The 24125-nt window shown below is 34.6% G+C and carries 22 protein-coding genes; 11 read left to right on the top strand and 11 right to left on the bottom strand.

Annotation, left to right across the window (positions count from 1 at the left end):
* Positions 1 to 6 precede the first annotated feature (6 nt).
* The 5 genes from E0I26_RS00685 (at position 7) to E0I26_RS00665 (ending at position 7608) form a co-directional block, all read left to right on the top strand.
* Positions 7 to 3309 carry a hypothetical protein gene (locus E0I26_RS00685; protein WP_131914580.1) on the top strand — a complete coding sequence of 1101 codons (3303 nt, stop codon included), beginning with the start codon at positions 7 to 9 and terminating at the stop codon, positions 3307 to 3309.
* Positions 3306 to 3725 carry an rRNA maturation RNase YbeY gene (ybeY, locus tag E0I26_RS00680; protein WP_131914579.1) on the top strand — a complete coding sequence of 140 codons (420 nt, stop codon included), beginning with the start codon at positions 3306 to 3308 and terminating at the stop codon, positions 3723 to 3725. The genes E0I26_RS00685 and ybeY overlap by 4 nt, the downstream gene beginning before the upstream one ends.
* A 143-nt stretch (positions 3726 to 3868) precedes the next feature.
* On the top strand, positions 3869 to 5740 hold the full coding sequence (gene mnmG, locus E0I26_RS00675; RefSeq protein WP_131914578.1) for a tRNA uridine-5-carboxymethylaminomethyl(34) synthesis enzyme MnmG: 1872 nt from the start codon (positions 3869 to 3871) through the stop codon (positions 5738 to 5740).
* Between the two features lie 162 nt (positions 5741 to 5902).
* The gene (locus E0I26_RS00670) at positions 5903 to 6751 is read left to right on the top strand and encodes a class I SAM-dependent methyltransferase (RefSeq protein WP_131914577.1); all 849 of its coding nucleotides are present in this window, start codon (positions 5903 to 5905) and stop codon (positions 6749 to 6751) included.
* 245 nt (positions 6752 to 6996) lie between these two features.
* A complete protein-coding gene (locus tag E0I26_RS00665; RefSeq protein ID WP_235831691.1) occupies positions 6997 to 7608 on the top strand; it encodes an OmpH family outer membrane protein in 612 nt (203 codons plus the stop codon).
* A gap of 9 nt (positions 7609 to 7617) precedes the next feature.
* On the opposite strand, the gene E0I26_RS00660 is transcribed toward E0I26_RS00665, so the two are convergent.
* Positions 7618 to 7878 carry a hypothetical protein gene (locus tag E0I26_RS00660; protein ID WP_131914576.1) on the bottom strand — a complete coding sequence of 87 codons (261 nt, stop codon included), beginning with the start codon at positions 7876 to 7878 and terminating at the stop codon, positions 7618 to 7620.
* A gap of 27 nt (positions 7879 to 7905) precedes the next feature.
* Between E0I26_RS00660 and E0I26_RS00655 the strand changes: the two genes are divergently transcribed.
* The 3 genes from E0I26_RS00655 to E0I26_RS00645 all read left to right on the top strand — a co-directional run bounded on the left by E0I26_RS00655 (position 7906) and on the right by E0I26_RS00645 (position 12572).
* A complete protein-coding gene (locus E0I26_RS00655) occupies positions 7906 to 10173 on the top strand; it encodes a helix-turn-helix domain-containing protein (protein WP_131914575.1) in 2268 nt (755 codons plus the stop codon).
* A gap of 300 nt (positions 10174 to 10473) precedes the next feature.
* Entirely contained in the window at positions 10474 to 11877 is a 1404-nt protein-coding gene (locus E0I26_RS00650; protein WP_131914574.1) for a hypothetical protein, read from the top strand.
* 155 nt (positions 11878 to 12032) lie between these two features.
* Positions 12033 to 12572, top strand: coding sequence for a hypothetical protein (locus E0I26_RS00645; RefSeq protein ID WP_131914573.1), 540 nt, complete (start codon positions 12033 to 12035; stop codon positions 12570 to 12572).
* 82 nt (positions 12573 to 12654) lie between these two features.
* On the opposite strand, the gene E0I26_RS00640 is transcribed toward E0I26_RS00645, so the two are convergent.
* Positions 12655 to 13605: an HU domain-containing protein gene (locus E0I26_RS00640; RefSeq protein ID WP_131914572.1), complete on the bottom strand. Its 951-nt coding sequence runs from the start codon at positions 13603 to 13605 to the stop codon at positions 12655 to 12657.
* Positions 13606 to 13707: 102 nt separating this feature from the next.
* On the opposite strand from E0I26_RS00640, the gene dprA reads away from it, so the two are divergent.
* Complete coding sequence (gene dprA / locus E0I26_RS00635) at positions 13708 to 14808, top strand: DNA-processing protein DprA (protein ID WP_131914571.1); 1101 nt, start codon at positions 13708 to 13710, stop codon at positions 14806 to 14808.
* A gap of 103 nt (positions 14809 to 14911) precedes the next feature.
* Here the strand turns inward: dprA and trpS are convergent, their stop codons facing one another.
* Both trpS and E0I26_RS00625 read right to left on the bottom strand, forming a co-directional pair.
* Positions 14912 to 15886: a tryptophan--tRNA ligase gene (trpS, locus tag E0I26_RS00630; protein ID WP_131914570.1), complete on the bottom strand. Its 975-nt coding sequence runs from the start codon at positions 15884 to 15886 to the stop codon at positions 14912 to 14914.
* A 108-nt stretch (positions 15887 to 15994) separates the two neighbouring features.
* Positions 15995 to 16372, bottom strand: coding sequence for a GxxExxY protein (locus E0I26_RS00625; protein ID WP_131915132.1), 378 nt, complete (start codon positions 16370 to 16372; stop codon positions 15995 to 15997).
* A gap of 106 nt (positions 16373 to 16478) precedes the next feature.
* On the opposite strand from E0I26_RS00625, the gene E0I26_RS00620 reads away from it, so the two are divergent.
* The gene (locus E0I26_RS00620; protein WP_131914569.1) at positions 16479 to 17240 is read left to right on the top strand and encodes a lysophospholipid acyltransferase family protein; all 762 of its coding nucleotides are present in this window, start codon (positions 16479 to 16481) and stop codon (positions 17238 to 17240) included.
* Here E0I26_RS00620 and E0I26_RS00615 read toward each other — a convergent pair.
* The 7 genes from E0I26_RS00615 to E0I26_RS00585 form a co-directional block, all read right to left on the bottom strand.
* On the bottom strand, positions 17224 to 18675 hold the full coding sequence (locus E0I26_RS00615) for a hypothetical protein (protein ID WP_131914568.1): 1452 nt from the start codon (positions 18673 to 18675) through the stop codon (positions 17224 to 17226). The two genes, E0I26_RS00620 and E0I26_RS00615, sit on opposite strands and share 17 nt — an antisense overlap.
* Positions 18672 to 19214 carry an RNA polymerase sigma factor gene (locus E0I26_RS00610; RefSeq protein WP_131915131.1) on the bottom strand — a complete coding sequence of 181 codons (543 nt, stop codon included), beginning with the start codon at positions 19212 to 19214 and terminating at the stop codon, positions 18672 to 18674. Before E0I26_RS00610 ends, E0I26_RS00615 begins: the two co-directional genes overlap by 4 nt.
* 18 nt (positions 19215 to 19232) lie before the next feature.
* Positions 19233 to 19643: a hypothetical protein gene (locus E0I26_RS00605; RefSeq protein ID WP_131914567.1), complete on the bottom strand. Its 411-nt coding sequence runs from the start codon at positions 19641 to 19643 to the stop codon at positions 19233 to 19235.
* 136 nt (positions 19644 to 19779) lie between these two features.
* On the bottom strand, positions 19780 to 20787 hold the full coding sequence (gene recA, locus E0I26_RS00600) for a recombinase RecA (RefSeq protein ID WP_131915130.1): 1008 nt from the start codon (positions 20785 to 20787) through the stop codon (positions 19780 to 19782).
* A gap of 200 nt (positions 20788 to 20987) precedes the next feature.
* The gene (locus tag E0I26_RS00595) at positions 20988 to 21497 is read right to left on the bottom strand and encodes an acyl-CoA thioesterase (protein ID WP_131914566.1); all 510 of its coding nucleotides are present in this window, start codon (positions 21495 to 21497) and stop codon (positions 20988 to 20990) included.
* Between the two features lie 58 nt (positions 21498 to 21555).
* Positions 21556 to 21939 (bottom strand): DoxX family membrane protein, encoded by a 384-nt coding sequence (locus tag E0I26_RS00590; protein ID WP_131914565.1) that lies wholly within the window; start codon positions 21937 to 21939, stop codon positions 21556 to 21558.
* A 4-nt stretch (positions 21940 to 21943) separates the two neighbouring features.
* Positions 21944 to 23092 carry a DNA polymerase III subunit gene (locus tag E0I26_RS00585; RefSeq protein WP_131914564.1) on the bottom strand — a complete coding sequence of 383 codons (1149 nt, stop codon included), beginning with the start codon at positions 23090 to 23092 and terminating at the stop codon, positions 21944 to 21946.
* 466 nt (positions 23093 to 23558) lie between these two features.
* On the opposite strand from E0I26_RS00585, the gene E0I26_RS00580 reads away from it, so the two are divergent.
* The gene (locus E0I26_RS00580; RefSeq protein WP_131914563.1) at positions 23559 to 24002 is read left to right on the top strand and encodes a hypothetical protein; all 444 of its coding nucleotides are present in this window, start codon (positions 23559 to 23561) and stop codon (positions 24000 to 24002) included.
* Positions 24003 to 24125: the final 123 nt, after the last annotated feature.

The following is a 24125-nucleotide window of genomic DNA, read 5'->3' as shown; positions in this document are numbered from 1 at the left end:
TAAATTTTGGAAACTCAGCAGTTTATTTATCAAAAATTAGAAGCTTTCATCAGGAAGTTTTATACCAACGAATTGATACGGGGAACTATTTTCTTTATCGGTTTAGGATTGTTGTATTTTCTTTTTACGCTTTTTGTCGAATATTTTCTTTGGCTCAAGCCAATGGGAAGAACCATTTTATTTTGGACTTTCGTTGGAGTAGAAGTGTATTTGTTGTTTCGTTTTATTTTGTTTCCAATTTTTAAATTATTCAAACTTCAAAAAGGAATCGATTACAATCAGGCTTCTACAATTATTGGAAATCATTTTACGGAAGTGAGCGACAAGCTGACTAACTTTTTACAATTATCAGATTCTGATAGTTATCAGAATAAATCGGAATTATTGGCCGCTTCGATTGAACAAAAAGCCAACGCATTGCAACCAATCCCTTTTGGGAACGCCATAAATTATAACGGAAACAGAAAGTATTTTCCTTTGGCTTTAATTCCAATAGTATTATTTGCTTTCTTTTATTTTTCTGGAAACAGCAGCATGATTTCTCAAAGTTTGAATAGAGTAGTGCATTTCAATTCGGCATTTTTGCCACCGGCTCCTTTTAAATTCGTTGTTTTAAATTCGAATTTACAAACCGAACAAGGAAAGGATTTTATACTTCGAATTAAAACCGAAGGAAAAATTGTTCCTGAGAATGCGATGATTTTTATTGACGATGAAAGTTATTTTATGGAATCAGTCAAAGCTGGAGAATTTCAATTTAAGATGGCAAAGCCTTCAGAAAACATTTTGTTCCACGTGGAGGGAAATGCTATTTCTTCTCCGAATTATGAATTGAAAGTGATAACCGTTCCTTCGATTGCTAATTTCGAAATGCAGTTGATCTTTCCGTCGTATTTAAATAAAAAATCGGAAACAATCAAAGGAACAGGAAATGCGGTTATTCCGGAAGGAACGCGTGTGACTTGGAAAATGAATACGCTAGCGACACAGAATGTAGCGTGGATGGACGGAATTACCAATGCTTCTTTTTCGAAAACAGAAAACACCTTTATTTTATCTAAAAATATACTTCAAAACACAGATTATCAAATTCTTACTTCAAATGAGAAGGTAAAAAACCACGAAAAACTCAATTATCAGCTTACTGTTGTCAAAGATCAGTTTCCAACGATCAATGTGAACAACGCACCGGACAGTTTGAAGGTTGCCAAGAATTATGTTTTAGGTCAAATCTCGGATGATTATGGTTTGTCTAAACTTCAGATTGTCTATTACGAAAGAGAGAAACCACAAACCGCTAAACGTGGAACAATTGCTATTAAGAAAAGTGCGTTTGATCAATTCGTGTTTTCGTTTCCAAGCAATCTTCCGGTAGAGCAAGGCGTGTCTTATGATTATTATTTTGAAGTTTTTGATAATGATGCGATACATAATTTCAAAAGCACGAAATCTTCGGTTTTCTCTAATCGCGTTTCTACAGATGAAGAGAAGGAAGATCAAATTTTGCAACAGCAAAACGACAACATCAATAGTTTAGAAAAGTCTTTAAAAAATCAGGATAAGCAAATCTCTGAAATGGAGAAGTTGCAAAAAACCGGGAAAGAAAAAGAAAATTTGGATTTCAAAGATCAGCAAAAAGTAAATGATTTTATCAAGCGTCAAATGAAACAAGATGAGATGATGAAGGAATTCACTAAAAAAATGAACGATAATTTGGAGCAATTCAAAACCGACAAAAAGGATGAGTTGAAAGAGGAGCTTCAAAAACGAATGGACAAAGCGGAAAAGGAATTGGAAAAAAATCAGAAGCTTTTAGACGAATTGAAAGAACTGAACGATAAAATTCAGAATGAAGAGTTGTTGTCTAAGTTGGATAAATTCAAACAAAATAGTAAAAACCAAACCAAGAATTTAGAACAGTTGGTGGAATTAACGAAGAGGTTTTATGTAGAAAAGAAAGCGGAACAATTAGGTAACAAACTGGACAAGCTTTCTGAAAAGCAAGATAAATTATCCAATGACGAAAAGGAAAATAAACTGGACAAACAGGAAGACATCAATGCGGAGTTTGACAAAATCCAAGAAGATTTAAACGATCTGGAAAAAGAAAATAAGGAATTAAAATCCCCATTGGATTTACCAAAAGACGATGCTAAAGAAAAAAGTATTGACGAAGATTTAAAGAAAGCTTCTGAGGAATTAAAGAAAGACAAAAAAGATAAAGCCAAGCCAAATCAAAAAAGCGCTTCTAAAAAGATGAAAGAGATGTCGCAAAAAATGGCACAAACTTTGGAGGGGTCAGAGATGGAACAGTTGCAGGAAGATGTTGCCATGTTGCGACAGATCTTGGATAATTTATTAGCGTTTTCTTTATCACAGGAAGACTTGATGGGCCAGTTTAAAAAGCACAAATCAGGATCTCCGGCGTTTAATAAAAACATTAAAATTCAACAGGATTTGAAACAACAGTTCAAGCATGTTGATGATAGTTTATTTGCGATGTCATTACGCAACCCAAAAATTGCTGAAGATATCACTAAAGAAATTGGTAATGTAATTTACAACGTCGATAAATCGTTGTCCAGTTTAACCGATGCTCAAGTGCCAAAAGGGTTGTCGCACCAACAATACACTATTTCAGCAGCTAATAAACTAGCAGATTTTCTAAGTGATATGCTTAACAATATGCAAATGCAAATGTCAGGAATGGGTTCTGGGAAACCGAAGCCGGGTCAAGGACAAGGAATGCAATTGCCGGATATTATTAAAAAGCAAGAAGGTCTTGGCGAGAAAATGAAAGACGGAATAAAAAAAGGAGAGAAGCCTGGCGACGGTCAAAAAGGACAAAATGGTAAACAAGGCAAGTCTGGCGAATCGGGTCAAGAAGGAGAGGGAGGCGAAGGTGATGCGCAAGCTATAATGGAGATTTATAAAGAGCAAAAGCAATTGCGGGAAGCATTGCAAAACGAATTGAACAAACAAGGATTGGGTGGTAATGGACAAAGCGCTTTGGAACAAATGAAGCAAATTGAAAAGCAATTATTGAACAAAGGTTTTAAGAATGAAACGCTTCAAAAGATACTGAATGTGAAACAAGAGTTATTGAAATTGAATTCTGCCATTCAACAACAAGGAGAGGAAAACAAGCGCCAATCTGAAACCAACAAAAAGGAGTTTAATAATCAATCTAATGCGCTGCCAGCTGCTTTATTAGATTATTTGAATAGCATAGAAATATTAAATAGACAATCCTTACCTTTGCGCTCGAATTTTAATCAAAAGGTTCAAGAATATTTTAATAAAAAATGATCAATTTTAATTACGAAACCGACTTTAATTTAGATAACGAAGAAGCTATTGCTACTTGGTTAGGAAATGTTATTACTTCGGAAAAGAAGAAAGAAGGAGAGATTAATTACATCTTTTGTGACGATGAGTGTCTTCATAAAATAAATGTGGAGTATCTGGATCACGATACGCTAACGGACATCATCAGCTTTGATTATTCTATGGGTAATGAATTGCACGGTGATATTTTTGTTTCTATCGAAAGAGTGAAAGACAATGCCGCTGACTTCAATGTTTCTTTTGAGGAAGAACTAAAGCGCGTTTTAGTTCACGGAATTTTACACTACTGTGGCTACAAAGACAAAGGGGAAGCCGAAGAGCTTTTAATGAGAAATAAAGAAGATGAAAAAATCGCTATGTTTCACGTGGAACAATAGTGGTGTTTTGAATTTCAAATCGAAAGTATTTCACGTGGAACATGTAGTTTGGATTTGAATGACAAGTTTGTAATGTTTCACGTGGAACAATAAAATAGATTTCAAAATTACAATCCTGAATACGGATTAAATTATAAAAGAGGATGTTTCTAAATGAATATGATGTGATAGTTGTGGGCGCAGGACATGCCGGTTCTGAGGCTGCTGCTGCTGCTGCAAATCTGGGTTCAAAAACCTTATTGGTTACAATGAGCTTGCAGAATATTGCCCAGATGTCATGCAACCCAGCGATGGGCGGTATTGCCAAAGGACAAATTGTGCGTGAGATTGATGCGCTTGGAGGATACTCGGGAATTGTTTCAGACAGGACTGCAATCCAGTTCAAGATGCTGAACAAGTCCAAAGGACCTGCAATGTGGTCGCCGCGCGTTCAAAGTGATCGCATGCGTTTTGCTGAGGAGTGGAGAATGATGTTAGAAGGAACTCCAAATCTTGATTTTTATCAAGAAATGGTGAAAGGTTTGATTATTGAAAACGGAAAGATAAAAGGAATCCGCACTTCGCTTGGAGTAGAGATTCGATCCAAATCGGTTGTGTTGACCAATGGAACTTTCTTGAATGGGTTGATTCATATTGGTGAAAAACAATTTGGTGGTGGAAGAGCAGGCGAGAGTGCCGCGTATGGAATTACCGAAGATTTAGTTGCGGCTGGTTTTCAATCAGGACGAATGAAAACAGGAACGCCTCCAAGAGTCGATGGACGTTCTTTGGATTATTCGAAAATGAACGAAGAAAAAGGTGATGCCAAGCCAGATAAGTTTTCCTATTCGGATGTGACTTCACCGTTAATTCATCAAAAATCGTGTCACATGACCTATACGTCTCTTGAGGTTCATGATATTTTAAGAGAAGGTTTTGATCGTTCACCAATGTTCAATGGAAGAATAAAAAGCCTTGGACCGAGATATTGTCCGTCAATTGAGGATAAAATAAATCGTTTTGCTGATAAGGAAAGACATCAATTGTTTGTGGAGCCGGAAGGATGGAATACCTGCGAAGTTTACGTAAATGGATTTTCTACATCGCTTCCTGAGGACATTCAATTCAAAGCGTTGAGTTCTGTTGCGGGATTTGAGAAAGTAAAATTCTTTCGCCCAGGATATGCAATCGAATATGATTATTTCCCGCCGACACAATTGAAACATACTTTGGAAACAAAATTGGTTGAAGGATTATATTTCGCAGGACAAATAAACGGAACAACTGGATATGAAGAAGCGGCTTCCCAAGGATTGATGGCTGGAATAAATGCGCATTTGAAAGTGCATGAAAAAGCGCCATTAATTTTAAAAAGAGACGAGGCCTACATCGGAGTTCTTATTGACGATTTAATTACGAAAGGAACAGAAGAGCCGTACAGAATGTTTACGTCTCGTGCGGAATACAGAACGTTGTTGCGTCAGGATAATGCCGATTTCAGATTGACGCCAATGTCATATGAAATAGGTTTGGCTTCAGAAGCGCGTTTGCGTAGAATGGAACACAAATTAAATGAATCTGAAAAAATGGTCGCTTTCTTCAAAGAAACAAGCGTTTCGGTTGCGGAAGCAAATCCTATTTTAGAATCAAAAGATACGGCACTGATTACACAAGGAGATAAAATGTTCAAAGTGTTTTCTCGTCCGCAAATTGATTTAGAAGACATTATGAAATTTGAAAAGGTTGCAGCCTATGTTGCGGAGAATGATTTAGACCAAGAAATTTTGGAGCAAGCCGAAATTCAAGTGAAGTATTCAGGTTATATCGAAAAAGAAAGAAACAATGCAGATAAACTGCTTCGATTGGAAGATGTAAAGATTCCTGAAAATTTCGATTACGATAAAATTAAATCGATGTCAATTGAAGCAAAGCAAAAATTGAGCAAAATCCGTCCGGTAACTATTTCTCAAGCATCAAGAATCAGTGGTGTTTCGCCAAGTGATGTTTCGGTGTTGTTGATTTATATGGGACGATAAGATTTTGATTTAAATCAAAAGTCAATTTGTTCCACGTGAAACTACGCTGCGAAGCCTTACTATAATTGAAGAATCACAAAAATAAAAAATTCAGCCCTGAAAGCATCCGTTGGTGTTTTCAGGGTTTAGTTTAAAATTAAAATATAAAAGCACTATTAATTAATGGACATTTCAAACCAACAGCCTTTTTTAACCGTTAAAGATTATTCTGTTTCTCAGGAAATTTTCGACTTATATCATGACGCCAAATTAGACATGCTGATTACGTCTCCGCAACCCAGTTTAGAAAATCTAGGAAAGTACTACGAAAGCGTTGATTATATTTCGCACACTGACAGCAAAAGGTCTCTGTTTGAAAAAGCATATCATTTTGTAAAAAGTATTGCGCTTAAAAATAAATTGAATTTAATTAATTCATTGCAATCTAATAAAGGAAGCATTTTAGATATTGGTGCCGGAACAGGAGATTTTTTATCTGTGGCCAAAGAAAACGGTTGGCATACCATAGGAGTGGAGCCAAGCGAAAAAGCAAAAGCGATTGCAAAAAAGAAAGGCGTTTCATTTGTTGGAGAAACTAGCGAATTAGACAATCATTCTTTCGATGTGATTTCGATGTGGCATGTTTTGGAACACGTTCCTAATTTGGAAAACCAAATCAAAGAATTGAAACGATTATTAAAACCAAACGGAACTTTAATAATTGCGGTTCCTAATTTCAAATCTTTCGATGCAAAACATTACGGAAAGTTTTGGGCCGCTTATGATGTGCCAATTCATTTTTGGCATTTTTCAAAAACGGCAATAAAAATGCTTTTCGAAAAAGAAGAAATGAAATTGGTAAAAGTGCTTCCTATGAAGTTCGACTCTTTTTATGTTGCTTTACTTTCGGAAAAATACAAAACGGGTAAAATGAATTATATAAAAGCCTTTTTTGTCGGATTGCAATCGAATTGGAAAGCGAAGAAGAATTTTGAGTATTCTTCACACATTTACATCCTAAAAAACAACTAAAAATCGTTTTAAGCGCATTTAAGCGTATTTTTTGATGAAATCGAGGGTGATTATCGGATTTTTAGACTAATTAGTTTATTTAAAAGATATAGAAGCCATTTTTAATAGTCACAAATTATGCATTGATAAATCACAATAATAAAATCTTATATCATAAAAAAGTAGCATTTTTTAAACTTTATGTCAATGCTATCTATTTTTTTATATTTTTGTCTCCAATACTTAAAAATTAGAAATTAACCAAAATGAAATCGAAGATTCACGAATACCAAAAAAGAAATATTAAAAATATGAGTAAAAAAGCATTAGTAATTATCGCACTTTCAATTTCACTTGTTGCTTGTAATAAACCTGCAGAAGTTAAGGAAGTAAAAACAGCTTACGTAGACACTTCTGAATTAATGAAAGAATATACAGAGGCAAAAGACCTTGAAGCAAAATATAAAACAAAGGCAGAAGAAAAAGGAAGACAGCTAGAAGCTGAAATTAATCGTTTCAAACAAGAAGCGGCAAGTTTTCAAGCTCAGGCACAAGCCAACGGTCAGGCATGGGCACAACAAAAAGGTGCTGAATTGCAAAAGAAAGAGCAACAATTGAGTTACGCACAACAAGCGTTGTCTCAAGAATTGCAACAAGAAAGCGGAAAAGAAATGGATTCTTTAGTAAGCGGAGTGAAAAAATTCATCAAAACGTACGGTAAAGAAAAAGGATATGCATACATCTACGGTACAGGTGACGCGGCTTCAATTTTATACGCTGAAGACAAATTTGATATCACAAAAGAAATCATCAAAGCCTTGAACGATAAATACAAAGCACCTGCTAAAACGGAAGAAAAAGCAGAAGCTAAAAAATAATTTTTTATATTAATTCAAAAAACTGCCTTCGTCTACAACTAGATTGAAGGCATTTTTTTTGAAGCTATTTCCCGCTATCCACTGTAATCTCTCGTTTAGAAAGTGTTTTTTCTTATCCAGAAAAGGAGCTTCTTTTAGTCGCTCTTTTCCGGCCAGAAAAAAATCACTTTCTAAATTTCGAGGATTTCCGCTGCTATCAGGGCTAAAAAACATTGGAATTATAATCCTAAAATGTTTTCCAAAAATTAAAATAGTATTCCTAATTTTCAATACTTTAGCTTTATATATACACGCCTAATGCAAACCATTTCAGAAGCCGCCGCTTATACCTTACGATTCATCAATCAAACCCATCGATCCGTTTTCCTGACCGGGAAAGCAGGAACCGGAAAAACCACCCTTTTACGGGAAATTATCCAAACCACACACAAAAATACTGTTGTTGTGGCACCAACGGGAATTGCCGCGTTAAATGCTGGCGGTGTTACAATTCACTCTATGTTTCAGTTGCCGTTTGGAGGATTTATTCCAGATAATTCATCGCCTCAATTTTTCGAGAACACCAAATTTGAAACCAAAGCCACCTTGCGCAGGCATTTCAAAATGAGCGGTTTGAAGAAATCGGTGATTCGCAATATGGAATTGTTGATTATCGATGAAGTCAGTATGCTTCGCGCGGATTTACTGGACGCGATGGATTATATGATGCAAACCGTACGTAAAAGAAACACTGCTTTTGGCGGTGTCCAAGTCTTGTATATTGGCGATTTATTACAGTTGCCACCGGTAATTCGGGACGAAGAATGGCGTACGCTGAAAACGTATTACAAAGGAAAATTCTTTTTCCATTCGCATGTGGTACAGCAAAATCCGCCTTTATACATTGAATTATCCAAGATTTTTCGCCAGACCGACGATACGTTTATCTCGGTTTTGAATAATTTACGCAACAACCAGATTTCGCAGGAAGACATTCAAACCTTAAACCAATACGTCAAACCCGATTTTGATTTAAAAGCTAACAAAGGATACATCACATTAACCACGCATAACAACAAAGCCGATACGATGAATGCGCAGGCTTTGGAAGATTTAGAAGGAAAGTTAGTGATTTACAAACCGGAGATAACCGGGGATTTTCCGGACAAGATATTTCCCGTGGAACAACAATTGCAGTTGAAAGTGGGGGCGCAAATCATGTTTGTAAAAAACGATTTGTCCTTTGATAAAAACTACTTCAACGGAAAAATGGGGATTATCAAATCGCTATCGAGTCAGGAAATCCTGGTTCATTTTCCTGAAGAAAATAAAACCATAGAAGTCGAAAAATACGAATGGCAAAACATCCGCTACAAAGTGGATGAAACCACCAAAGAAATTGAAGAAGAAGTTTTGGGGACTTTTGTGCATTATCCCATCAAATTGGCGTGGGCGATTACGGTTCATAAAAGCCAGGGATTGACATTTGACAAAGCTGCGCTTGATGTTTCGCAAGTTTTTCTTCCGGGACAGGCTTATGTGGCATTATCGCGTTTGCGCTCGTTAGAAGGGCTTATTTTGCTTTCTCCGCTGCGCATGAATGGCATTTCAAACGATCAGGATGTGATGGATTATTCATTAAACAAAGCTTCGGATTCGTTTTTAGAGAATGCCTTGCATTTTGAAACCAAAAATTTCATACATAACTATCTGATAAACACCTTCGATTGGAATGATTTGGCTCAGGAATGGCGCAATCATAAATTCAGTTACAACGAAAAATCAGAAATTTCAGAAAAATCGAAACATGCCGTTTGGGCCAAAAAGCAAACGGAAGTCATCGAACAGCTTTTGGATCCATCCAAGAAATTTATTTCGCAATTGAATAAGCTTTTTGGTCAGGAAACCGTCGATATGAATCATATTTCGGAACGCATTCAAGCCGCTTTCAGTTATTTCTTAAAACCGATGGACGATTTGGTTTTTGAAATCCTTTGGAAACTAGAGGAAGTAAAACGCATCAAGAAAGTAAAAGCGTTTTATGACGAATTAATCGTGCTGGAAGAATTGCAAACCAAAGCCGTTCTGCGGTTAATGAAGGCCAAATTATTGATAGAAACCGTTGTTGCAGGAGAAACCATTTCGAAAGAGAAATTGACGTCTTCAGAAATAAAAAAATACATCAGCCGAAAAACGGAAGCCATACAAAATCAATTCAAGGAAGTAAATATCACGCTGATTGAAGACGATAAAGACGTGGAACGTTATACTTCGAAAAAATCAAAAACAGCAACGCCTAAGAAATCAACGGTTCAGGAAACCTATGAATTGTGGGTAGAAAAGAAATCAATAACTGATATTGCGACAATCAGAGTGCTGACCAAACAAACGATTTACTCGCATTTTGTGAAGCTGATACAAACCAAAGCGGTATCCATTTCGGAAGTTTTACCCGAAGATAAAATGCAGGATTTAGCAGCAGCGTTTTCTGGATATAAAGAAGAATCCCTGAATGCCTTAATGGAAAAGCACGGTCATAAATTCTCTTGGGAAGAAGCCAGAATGTATAAAGCGAGTTTGAATTAAAAAAACAGAAAGGGCTAAAATGAAAAAAACCTATTCAAATGATTGTGTGAATAGGTTTTTTTATGTGTTATAGAGATTTGATAAAAATCATTCAGGTAGTTGTTTTTTATTAATAAAATTCGGGTTTAGCGGGATATAATTTAAAAAATTTATAGGATTAATAAAATTTTAACAAAAAAAATTGTACAATTCTAGTTTTAATTCTAATTTAGAGCAATTATTAGATTTCTAAATTTTTGTACCGATTGAGGAATTTTTTTAAATCTATTAAGAAACTACTTATTAATTAAATTAAAACGTATGAAAACAAAATCGATTAAATTGTTAGTTTTTGGAATTGCTTTAAGTTTGTTTAATGTTAGTTGTTCTTCTGAAATGGATACTAATCCAGAAAATTTAGGAGCAACATCAAATTTAAAAACAACATCTACTTCAAAAAGTTCGAAAAAGGCAAAATTCAAGAAAGAAACGTCTCTATTGATAGGGAGATTACTTTCGAAAAAAGAAGTTAGAGACGAAGTTTTATCAGAAATGAAAAAGGTGAGTCCTGATGGTGAGGTGATAAGTTTTGGGTATTTGTTAGGAAAAAATAAAGGAATCAGAAAAAATGAAAAAGGGAAATTAACTTCTAAGTTATCTAAAAAGAGTAATTTATTTTCTCAGTCCTTAGCTAAGGAATTGGAAGAGAATAAAGAGGATTATGTAGCAATTAGAGAATTAATTTCTAAGAAAAATAAGGTAGCATCGACGAGTAGATACTCTATTGAAGAGGATCCGTTTTCAGGCGAAAACTTGCAATTATACTCTCCGTATAATGAAGTTAATGGTTATTCTGCAACTTCCTATGATAGGTATTATACTTCTGAAGAGACTGAGGATGGTTCTCCTACAAATTCCGGTTATTATTTTAACGGTTTCGATGAAACATACATCCCCAGCATGGATAATAATTTTATCGATTCCCACCCAAGTTTTATTATATCAACTATTGATGATTGTGACTTAGAGGGAGGAGTATGTACTACAATAGAATTACTTGCAGCAGGAGTACCACCTCCATTGATTACCGCCCCCGTTTTATTAACTTACAGTGTTGATCATAATAATATACCAGATGCGGACATTGTTTCTTCAAGAATTCCTATGTTAAAAATAAATGGAACAGATTGGATGGAATTTGGAGGTACGCATCAAAAAATGAGAATTTTTAGGGGAAGTTATGAAGGGGGAATGACTCAAAATGCGGACGGAACAATTTCGGTCACTGGTTTAAAGTATCAAATCGGGGAAGATTTTAGAACCAAAAGAAGAAATGCCAGAAAATCTAATTGGATAACATTTAATACAGAATTTGATCCTGATTGGAATCAATCGGAAAACACGCAGCAATTAGTGATTTTTTCTCTTCATAAATGGAGAGGTAGTGATGAAATTTCAGCAGGCGTAAAATATGGTTTAAAGAAAAACGACAAAGGAGGTTGGGATAGCGCACCAGAAGCAACCGGAGCTGCGAGTGTTAAATTTACTTCAGGCTCGTCTATATTTAGAGCAAATTCAGAATTACCACGAAGACAAGTGTTATCTACTATTACAGGTGATGGTTCGACTGGAAAAACCTATTCAGATGGTGGTGTATTGTATAATGTAAAATCAGTAGGAATAGTAGATTATTATTATAAACATTGGTATACAGATTTGCAATAAATTTAACAGGCAAGGGGCTAGATGCCTCTTGCTTATTTTTAATAGATACAATGAAAAAAATATTTTTTATATCACTCTGGTTTTGTAGTTTTTTCACTTTTGCGCAAGAAAAAAACAAAGTCTTTGTCAATTCAGGACTGAGCATTTACCCAAATATGAAAGAAAACCAGAGAAATTTCAATATTTCAGTCAGTTACCACAGACAAAGAAACGAAAAATGGTCCATGGAATATTATTTTTTATATTCTCAAAACGATTACTTCCCCAGTTTTTATGACAATGAAAAAGAATTGGATCGATTTATTTTTACAGGTAATCCTGAAACAATTTTTGAAGATACCACATGGGATAAAGTACAAAACCATGAAATAGGAGCTAAAATTCATTATTCCATTTATAAAAACCAAAAAATAAACCTATCCTGCAACATGGGGTTGGGAATTATTGCTTATGATGGCAAATTATTTAGACTTTCATCGATTCAGGTCGATGAAAATAATGTCATTTATTCATACAATTGGTTTCAAGTTAAAGGTGTTGACGGCTATAGTTATACCGCTGGCATATTCCCGGGTTTACATGTAGATTATAAGGCAAATAAAAATTTTCTTATTGCTTTAGACGGTGGCTATCATAAAACGATAGATAATGGTTATTTTTGGAATTTTTCTTTAGGAATAGGCAGGAAGTTTTAAAAATTAAAACGCTGTTTGAAAATTTTTCAAACAGCGTTTTTTAATAGTTTTCTTTCTAAAACTAGATTACATATAAATGTAATTACAAAGATTGAATCAGTATCCAAGCCTCTGGATTGTGCTTTTCATTAATTTCCTGTTTCGCTTTTTCTGCTTCAGCAAATGTGGCATAGCTGCCATATAAAACTGGGAATAAACCGTTTTTGTTAGGAGCGATTCGTTTGGCAGCATATCCTAAACGATTTAAAATTCGCAACGTTTTATCAGCATTTTTTTCTTCTCTGTACACTCCAGCCATAATGTGATACGGCATTTTTATTTCCTTTGTCGATTTAACGGATAGTGTAACAGCGGGAACAGGGCTTTCAATGAAGAAAGTGGCTTGCTGAATTTTATTTTGAACTTGTTTTTGAACGGCAGTTTCAACAAGAATCGTTTCTGAAGCGATTTGGTTTTGATACATTGGATAACCAACACTTCCTGCAAGTCCCAATCCTAATACAAAAATAGCGGCGTATTTTAAATACGGATTCGCTGTTCTGGTTTCTTCTTCAGGAATTAATGTGATTGTTGCTTTTTCTTCAATTGCTTCTACTTCTTTTTCGAAGATTTCTCTTTTTACAAGTGGAGAAACAAAAGGTGCTAATCCAAAAGAACTGGTTAAATAATTCGTTTGATCGTACGGAGTGAAAACTATATTTTTATCCGCGTTCAAACGAAGATCACCTACATTCTTTATAGAAAAAAGTTCGTTTTCTTCTAATGCTTTTTTCCAATTAAAAACTTCATATTGAATTGCGCTTACTGCATATTCATAAGAAGTTTTCTCTGCTAAAGCGATATGATTGGCTAATAAACCATCATTGTTTTTCAAATTAGCATTGAAAGCGATCATTTTTTTGGGAGGAGAAAATGAATTCAAGCTTTCGTTTAGTTTAGCCGATTGAATTTCGGTCAAAAAAGCTCCGAAACCCGGAACGGTTACACATTGATAACGGTATAAAAGCTGCGCGATGTATAGTTCGATTTTCATACTTACAAAGTTATACAACGAAAATAGTTATCAAAATTTTATTCACAATTTTTATTAACAATCCGCATAAAAATTTATACATTTCACTCTCAAATAATTAGCATGAAAGAGCAGGATTTATTTTATTTATTGGCATTGCAAAGAATAGAAGGAGTGGGCGACATCATGGCTAAAAAACTGCTCACCCATTTTGGAACTGCAGAAGCTGTTTTTAATGTAAAGGCATCGCAACTTGCTGCAATTGATGGAGTAGGGTCTGTTTTGCTGAAAAATTTAAAAGATAAATCGGTTTTCGAAAAAGCAACTCAGGAACTGGAGTTTATAAAAGCGAATGAAATCAATGTAGTTTATTTTCAGGACTACGACTATCCGGAACGGTTGAAACATTGCATTGACGGACCACTTTTATTATTCACGTCGGGAAATATTAATTTAAAAAACAGAAGAATAATCAGCATTGTGGGAACGCGACAAATTACCTCGTACGGAACTGAATTTTGCAGAAAACTGATTGAAGATTTGGCTCCGCTCGATCCTATTATCGTCAGTGGATTTGCGTATGGTGTTGATATTGTCGCACACCAACTGGCGATGGAAAATAATTTACAGACGATAGGTGTGGTGGCGCATGGTTTGAACCAAATTTACCCGAAAACCCACAAAAAATATGTCGCCAAAGTGGAACAAAACGGTGGTTTCATGACTGAGTTTTGGAGTTCCTCCAATCCGGATAAAGAAAACTTCGTGAGAAGAAATAGAATCGTTGCAGGAATGTCTGAAGCAACTATTGTTATTGAATCAGCTGATAGAGGCGGATCATTGATTACGGCAAATATGGCGAATGATTACAACCGTGATGTTTTTGCTGTTCCGGGTCGTGTTACTGATAAGTACAGCCAGGGTTGCAACAATCTGATAAAAACCCAAAAAGCAAATGTCTTGACGAGTGCCGCGGATTTGATTTATATTTTGAATTGGGATATTCAAAAAGAAACGAAACCGGTACAAAAACAATTGTTTGTAAGCTTAGATGATGATGAGCAAAAAGTATACGATTACCTTTTAAAAACCGGAAAAGAACTGATGGATATTATTGCTTTGCGCTGTGATTTTCCTATTTATAAAATCTCAGGAATGCTGTTGAATATGGAATTGAAAGGCGTGATACGACCTTTGCCGGGGAAATTGTTTGAGGCGATTTGATTTTTACCATATAAGTCATATAAGCTTATGTGAAATAATATTACATTGAACTATAGTAACTTAAAAAAACTTAAATGACTTATATGGTTTAAAAAATGGATTGTTATATCTCAAACCCTAATTTTTTTCTCACTCTTGCCAGAACGGCATTAGCAACAGCTGCTGCTTTTTCGGCTCCTTTCTTGAGTAAAGCATCAACTTCAGGAAGGTTGTTGATGTAGTAATTGTATTTTTCTCTTTCGGTTTTGAAAGTCTCTGTAATCAATTCAAACAACTCCTGTTTGGCGTGACCGTAACCATAATTCCCACCAAGATAATTGGCTTTCATCGCCGCGATTTGTTCTTGATTAGCAAGTAATGAATAAATAGCAAAAGCATTGCACGTATCCGGATTTTTAGGATCTTCCAGTGGCGTGCTGTCGGTTTCAATACTCATCACTTGTTTTCGTAGTGTTTTATCGTCCAAAAAGATATTGATGGTATTATTGGCTGATTTACTCATTTTTCCGCCGTTGGTACCCGGAATTAGCATGCTGTCTTCCTGAATTTTTGCTTCTGGGAGTATGAATGTTTCTCCCATTTGATGGTTGAAACGGGATGCTACATCACGAGTGATTTCAACGTGCTGCAATTGGTCTTTTCCTACCGGAACCTGTTCAGCGTCGTATAATAAAATATCGGCAGCCATTAACATTGGATAGGTAAACAAACCAGCATTGACATCTTCCAATCTGTCTGCTTTGTCTTTGAAAGAATGCGCTAATGTCAAGCGTTGAAAAGGGAAAAAACAACTCAAATACCAGGATAATTCCGCTGTTTGCGGCACATCCGATTGTCTGTAGAAAACTACTTTGTCCACATTCAAACCACAAGCAAGCCAAGCTGCAGCGGTACTGTAAGTATTGGTTCGTAAGGTTTCACCGTTTTTTATTTGTGTTATCGAGTGTAAATCAGCAATGAAAAGAAAGGATTCGTTTTCAGGTTTATTTGATAATGCTATTGCGGGAATGATTGCGCCAAGTAAGTTTCCTAAATGCGGTGTTCCTGTACTTTGAACGCCTGTAAGTATTTTTGCCATTATGATTTTTAACTTTTACCGCAAAGGTTGCAAAGTTTTTCGCAAAGTTCGCAAAGATTAATGTTTTTTTCTTGTTATAAGGTTTAAAAGGAAATAAAAACCAAATGATTATAATTGATTCACGACTCTTCTAATTCCTTTTTTTAATAAAATTTCATTAAAGTTTATAAGAAGTCCCAGTTTATATTTCCCTAATTTTAAATACGTTAAAGTCTGAGCTAAATGAATATCAGTTAAACAATCTACACTTTTAAGTTCGATTATTAACTTCTTCTCAACTAACAAATCCACTCGATAACCACAATCTAAATAAACATTTTCAAAGACTAATGGCATAGCTTTTTCTTTTTCAACAAATAGCCCAGCTTGATTAATTTTAAAAAATAAGCATTCTTTATAAGCATTTTCTAACAATCCGGGACCAAGTCCACGGTGTACTTCAATTGCCAAACCAATTACAATATTAGAAATCTCATTTTCTGTCATTCTTATTTTTTTTACTTTGCGTAAAACTTTGTGTTCTTTGCGGTTATTAATTAGCAAATTTAATTCTTTTACCAATATTTACATCTGATTTCTTACTTTTGAACTTATGAAAGGATTAAAAATTGTTTTTTGGGTACTGTGGCGTGTATGGTTTTATGTTTTGATGACCATTCCCATATTGGTGATGTTTCCTTTTCTGGTATTGTCTATTTTGACCGAAGGCGGCTATCCCTATTTCTTTAAGATGGCTCGTATTTGGGCAAAATTTATTCTTTTTGGAATGGGATTTTATTATAAAATAGATAAAAGTCAAGAAATGGAATACCAAAAAAGTTATATGATTGTTGCCAATCATACTTCTATGGCCGATATCATGCTGATGCTTGCCTTGACTAGAAATCCGTTTGTTTTTGTGGGTAAAAAAGAACTTTCAAAAATTCCTTTGTTTGGATTTTTCTATAAAAGAACCTGTATTTTGGTGGACAGAAGTTCTTCAAAGAGCAGAATGGAAGTCTTTAATCGTGCTCAAAAAAGAATCAATCAAGGATTGAGTATCTGTATTTTTCCAGAAGGCGGCGTTCCAGATGATGAATCGGTACTGTTGGATACATTCAAAGACGGTGCTTTCCGCTTGGCGATAGAACATGAAATTCCCATTGTTCCCATTACTTTTGCGGACAATAAGAAAAGATTCTCCTATACTTTTTTCAGTGGAAGCCCAGGAATTATGCGAGTGAAAATGCATTCACACGTAGAAACTTTGGGAAAAACTGGCGTTCACCGAAAAGAAATTCGGGATGAAGTACGCGAAATAATTTATACTCAATTATTAGCTTTCGATTCTAATCCGATTAAAAGCTATAGCTGATACCAGAATACAATCCAATAAATAGCGGTTTAAAGTCGCCGGAGTTGTTTGAAAATGTATTCAGTTGATACTTAACCATTGGTTCCACATTAATTTGGAATGATTTTATAATCTGGTATTTAAATCCTAAACCTACATTAGTGCTAAAATGAACTTGATTCAAATTTTTTGCTTCGCCTAATTTTACATTGGTTTCAGATGAAACTAACGATATTTTATTCTGGTTTAGAAATAATGTACTTACACCTCCAATAATGTTAATTCCAAATTTTTTATCCAAAACAGCATAGGAAAGCTCCAAAGGCACTTCGTAATAGCCCATTTTTTGGTTTAGTACACCAGTATTCGTTTTTTGTAAGTCTTTTTCAAAAGTGGTTAACGTATTTAAAGCAGCCTGATTTTTAATCTCAATTAAAGTATTAGAGGTATAAGTAACATTTGCTAAATTATTACTTGATAATCCGGCCGAATAGAGCACATCATTGGTGTTGTATCCCACCGTAAGCTTGTTAATTCCGGATCTTAAGACCATTTTTTTAGAAATGGCATAATTCACTCCAATACCAAAACTAAGACCGTTATCGGTCGTTTTTTGGTTTTCCGAAAGCTGGGGGTCAATGGCAGATCCGCCTGAATTTGAATTTAAGTATACAGCCGCGATGTTTGGTGTGATTTGCCACTTGTTTTTCTGGTTAAGAACCAAAGCATCTTTTTCCCCTCCTTTTTTATTTTTAAGGATTTCCTCCAATTCGTTTGGAGTTTCAGTATTACTTGATGGCTGCTTTTTAGACTCTATTGCGGCAATTTTTGAGTTTTCAACCTCTTTTAAACCATTTTTTTCCTGTGTTTGATTTTGTTGGATATTTTCAAACGGGTTATAGGTTGTTGCGTTGTTTTTCTCCGCGATAACAGCCGTAGATTTTTGGTTGTTATTATTTGCCGTTGTTGGTTTTAGCGGTGAATTATCTTTTTGGAAATAAACAACAGAACCGTTCTGATTCTTCTCTTTGTTCGAATTGATTTTAAATCTATCAGAAGATGTAATTTCTTTTTCATTTCTTTTCGCTGTTTTAATTTTGCTAACTACGACCTGAGGAATTTTTTTTATTTCTAAAGGATTACGCTCTTTTTTTGTTTTATCAAGAGTAGAATCCTTCCCGTCAAACGAATTTTTTAAAATTTTGCTGTCTATAACAACACCATTTTTTAGTTCAATATTATTATTATTATTTAAAACGGTATTTAATGCAAATAAACCTAAAAGAAAAGCAGCTGCAATTCCTGAAGATTTTATCCAAAACGGAATTACTTTTCGTTCCTTCTTTTTTTCTTGTAAAGCGGTTTGGATGTTTATCCAAACATGCTTATTTGGTTCTGTTTCAAAATCTTTGAATTTTTCTTGAAACAATCGGTCTATATTTTTTTTATCGTTCATTTTGCCAATGAATTTATTTTAATTTTTGTGTGAAGATCAATTTTTTCTTTCAAAATTGCTCTGGCTCTGGCAAGATTTGACTTTGTTGTTCCAGTAGTAATTTTAAGCATTTCGGAGACTTCTTTATGAGAATATCCGTCAAGTACATAGAGACTGAAAACTAATCTATACTGGTCTGGTAATTCATGGATGATTTGCATTAGATAATCGATAGAAATATTTTCGTCGTCAATTTCGACTTCTTCCTCAGGAATATTGTCATTTATAACTTCCATATACCTAACGCCTCTGTATTTTTGAAGGGCATTGTTGATTAGTATTCTCTTTGCCCATCCTTCAAAAGAACCTTTAAAATTATACTGTTCAATTTTGCCAAAAATAATCAAAAAACCATCCTGCAGATTGTCCTCGGCATCTGCGTAATTGCTGGAATACTTTAAACATACCCCAAAGAATTTTTTCGCAAACAATTGGTACAATTCCTCTTGCGCTTTGGGGCAGTTTTTTTTACATTGATTAATTATTTGATCCAATCCCACAGTTTTTACCGACATTAATTAATTAGTCACTGGAATTTCAATTTCTTCAAAGATATTTTGACCATTGGCATCCTCGCCTTTATAAAACTTAAAAATATAAGAACCAGTGTTGGTTACATAAAATTTGAAAGAAACCTCAATTGGTTCTGCAGTTAAAGGTGTGCAATCTGTACTTTCCAGAACCGTGGTTTGTATGCCAATTGTTCTGATGTTTAATTCTTTATCATAATAGATTCCTTGAAAAGAATGACAGTTTGAAGGTTTTTTGTACTTCAATTTTATTTCATAAGTTTCTCCTAAAGTGAAAGATTCAGGCAACGTGTAACTGTCTATCGGGAGTACTTCATAGCTGTAATTTGGTTGATCATCGTCAATACTACAGCCCACTAGGGTCAATACAAACAGGGTGAGTAAAACAATTTTTTTCATCTTTAATAATTTAAATGTTACTATTATTCTTCCGTCTGTTTAAAAGTTTTTTGGAGACGGTTTCTTAAGAGATGAAATTTTTTAAAAAGGTTGCGTTATAAATCAAAAAAACCCGAAAATTTTCGGGTTTTAATTTTTATTCTTCTGCTAATTCTTTTATTCTAGCTTTAATTTTTGCTTCAAGTTCATCGGCTAATTCCGGATTATCTTTTATCAAAGACTTAACAGCATCACGGCCTTGTCCTAATTTGGTTTCACCATAACTGAACCAAGATCCCGCTTTTTTGATGATTTCAAACTCTACTGCAAGATCTAAAATTTCGCCAGTTTTTGAAATTCCTTCACCGTACATGATGTCAAATTCCGCAATTTTAAAAGGCGGAGCGACTTTATTTTTAACCACTTTTACTTTGGTTCTGTTTCCAAGGACGTTATCGCCATCTTTAATTTGCGTAGAACGACGGATGTCTAAACGAACCGAAGCGTAAAACTTTAATGCATTTCCTCCAGTTGTTGTTTCTGGATTACCAAACATTACACCAATTTTCTCTCTTAATTGATTAATAAAGAAAACAGTACAATTTGTTTTGCTGATGGTCCCTGTCAATTTACGTAACGCTTGAGACATCAAACGAGCGTGAAGACCCATTTTAGAATCTCCCATTTCTCCTTCAATCTCACTTTTTGGAGTCAATGCGGCAACCGAGTCAATTACTACAATGTCAATTGCTCCTGAACGAATTAAGTTCTCAGCAATTTCTAAAGCTTGTTCCCCATTATCCGGTTGAGATATGATTAGATTTTCGATATCTACACCTAGTTTTTCTGCATAATTTCTATCGAAAGCATGTTCTGCATCAATAAAAGCAGCAATTCCACCTGCTTTTTGAGCTTCGGCAATGGCATGAAGTGTTAAGGTCGTTTTTCCAGAAGATTCCGGACCGTATATTTCAATAATCCTACCTCTTGGATACCCGCCAACGCCTAACGCTAAATCGATTCCTAAAGACCCAGAAGAAATAGTTTCCACTTCCTCAATGGCTTTGTCGCCCATTTTCATCACCGTTCCTTTTCCGTACGTTTTGTCTAGTTTGTCAAGCGTAAGTTGTAGCGCTTTTAATTTGGATTCTTTCTCTGTACTCATCTTCTCTTTTACCTTTTCTTTCATCGATTTGTATTATTTTATAACTCTAAAAAACTGACAGGATGACTAATTATCCTGAAAATTTTATTTGTGTGCGAATATTTGTTTTCGTAAAAATACTTCTTTTTTTAATGTAAATTTTCTCTTTCAAGAATATTTTAAATCTAAATTTAAATAAAAAAATAAGTTAATCCTACTTGTTATATGAACAAAGCTTTCAGCTCTGTAGCATCTTCAGGTTTTATTTTTCCTGCCAAAAGTAAGCTGAGTTGCTTGCGTCTTAATGCGGCATCAAAACGTTGTTTTTCAAGCTCTGTTTCCGGAACTATTTGCGGCACTTCAACCGGTCTTCCGGTATCATCAACTGCAACAAAAGTATAAATCGCTTCATTGGCTTTGGTTTTGTTACCAGATTCTCGGTCTTCTACCCAAATATCAATAAAAATTTCCATAGAACTTTTGAAAGATCTTGAAACTTTTGCTTCAACAGTAACGACACTTCCCAGCGGAATGGCTCTGTTAAACGCAACGTGATTTACAGAAGCCGTAACTACAATTCTTCGGGAATGTCTTCGTGCCGCAATACTCGCTGCGCGATCCATACGGGCCAATAATTCACCACCAAAAAGATTATTCAAAGGATTGGTCTCACTTGGTAAAACCAAATCGGTTAATATCGTCAGGGATTCAGAAGGATGTTTTGGAGTCATGTTTTTTATGTAAAAATGTAAAAAGAAATTGTTGTTGTTTTTAATCGTTTTTGGAATTTTAGTTTAACCAATAAACCGCTAATATTGCGGGTATAAAATAGATGACAATTGTTCTCGCACCATCATAATCTTTGGCTAATCGCTGTCCGAAAAGCAACATTAATAAAGTGATACAAGAGAAAACAGCTCCGTAAAAACCAAAGATTCGGCCATTATTCACGAATAATTCAATACAGCCCACTACGCATAAAATACCGGAGATTAATTCTAACAGTAAAATGTTAAGTAATGCTAATGGTACATGGTTTTTTAATGGCGTTTTGGAAAAATGACCTTTTAACCAGTCCACATTGTCTTTCCAATAAAACAGTTTGTCGTAACCGGATTGCAGAAAAGTAATGGCTAGAAAAATTAAAATTAAAATCGAAGTAATGTTGTTCATTTTTTTATTTTTTGTGAATTAAACGGGTGAGTTTTATAGATAAATCGGTTAAAATAATTTTAGCATTTCCGTTGCGCTCGATGTGATACATGGCGTCTGAAAGTTCTTTGAAAATATCATTTATGTTGTTGCCATTGACGAAAGGGGCAAAATTCTCCAGTTTGAATTTTTCCACTTTTGGCTCCATGTAAACTAAGCTTGGAGTTTGATAATTCAGCAACAATGCCTGACGAAACATATCAATACAAAAATGTAAAAACTTCTTTTGGGTTTCTCTTCCTAAACCGGCAATTTGCTCGCTCCATTGGATCAAATCCTGAATGGCGGCGGCGTTTCCTTTGGCTCTAAAAGCAGCGCGAACCCAATCAACAAACCACTTTTCAAAAAAAACAGATTCGCTGTCCGGTTGTAATAATTGCAATGCTTTGTTATAATTTCCTTGTGCTTGATGCGCTGTTTTTAAGGCTTCTTTTGATTCCGTGTTTTCTCTTGAAACTAAGGCTTCGGCGATTACGGTTTCACTTAATCCATTAAAATGTAGCACTTGGCATCGGGAACGAATGGTTTGAATGATATCTTCTTCGTTTTCTGAAATCAGGATAAAAACTGTTTTGTCCGTAGGTTCTTCGAGTAGTTTCAATAATTTATTAGAAGCCGCAATATTCAATTTATCAGCCATCCAAATAATCATTACTTTGTATCCGCCTTCGTACGATTTTAAAGCGAGGGATTTCAATATTTCCTGCGCATCATCAACCCTTATTTCGCCTTGTTTGTTTTTAACACCTAACATTTGGTACCAATCAAATAGACTTCCGTACGGGTTTTGGCTCAAAAATTCTCTCCATTCCGTGATAAAATCGATGCTTTTAGGTTTTGTTTTTACATCTTCGGTACTTACGGTTGGGTATATAAAATGCAAATCCGGATGCGAAGTTTTCTGGAATTTGATGTTGCACGCTTCATTTGAACCTGAGTTTTCCGCGTTTTGATTGCTGCAAATAATGTATTGTGCATAAGCAATAGCCATGGGTAAAGTACCACTTCCTTCAGGACCAACAAACAACTGCGCATGGGGGATTCTTCCCAAATCAGCACTTCTTGTCAAATGACTTTTAATGTGTTCCTGCCCTAAAATTTCTGAAAATTGCATAAAGCAAAGATAGCAGAAAATGGTTTAGTCTAAAATTTTAGGATGCAAAGTTTCAGGAAAAGTAGCGTAATGAATGATATTGTGCACGCATCTTTTTTAATATGAAAATTTAACTTTTTTTTGGGAGAAATAGGTTTAAAACAGGTGAAAAACGGCATTATTTATGAAAATTTAACGGTTTGAAGTTATTGATATGTAGGTTTAATATTAATAAATGAAAAATTAATTGGAGAAAATTAAATTTTCTTTATAGAAGCTTTCCTAATACACTTAAAAAGTGTTAATCCCAATAATATCACATGTGTAATGAGAAATTAAAGCATTCGATAAAACGCAATTTTGTTCGATATAATGCGTTTTTTTTTACATTTTGTAATCTTTTGTGAGCAAAAAAAATAGTAACAAAATTGCATTTTTAGTTTTATTGTATATTTTTGTTTAATAAATTAATTCGTAAATTTAAATTATGAAAAGGAAAATTATTTTTTTCAGTGTGTGTTTTTTGTTAGCAACAGGTATGGTTTCGGCACAAGATAAAAATGCTCCTAAAAGTATTATTAGTACAAATGCGATAATAAAAAAATACCACTCTAAGGAAGAGTTGCAAGGGCTGAAAAAAGGGGAATTATTAGAACTCTACATTGAACGTATAAAAGTTCTTGTTAAAACATTACCCTACATTGCCTTAGCTACAAAACCAGGAGTCACTATGAATGATCTGGGAATTCCTAATGATGCAGATAATAGAAAGATATTAGCAGAACAAAGCGAAAGTACTACAAATTTTCTGGATGTAACCGTTGGATTTCAAAGAAGAATGGTGCCTTATTCAGATACAGATGATTTAGTAAAAGCAATTTTATTTTATGAAAACACATTGAGATCATTACATGAGTTCAATGATATGTAATAATTAGTAAAGCTTAGTTTAATTCCTTTTTTAATTTTTATTAACAAGTAATTTTTATAAGAGTATTGTAACGATAATCGAATATTAATTTAGAAAAAACTCGTTATCGATACATTCTGAAGT

Source organism: Flavobacterium rhamnosiphilum, from assembly GCF_004349195.1.
In the GTDB taxonomy this organism is placed as follows: domain Bacteria; phylum Bacteroidota; class Bacteroidia; order Flavobacteriales; family Flavobacteriaceae; genus Flavobacterium; species Flavobacterium rhamnosiphilum.
The sequence above is the reverse complement of the archived record's forward strand: the minus strand, read 5'-3'. Positions and strand labels throughout refer to the sequence as shown.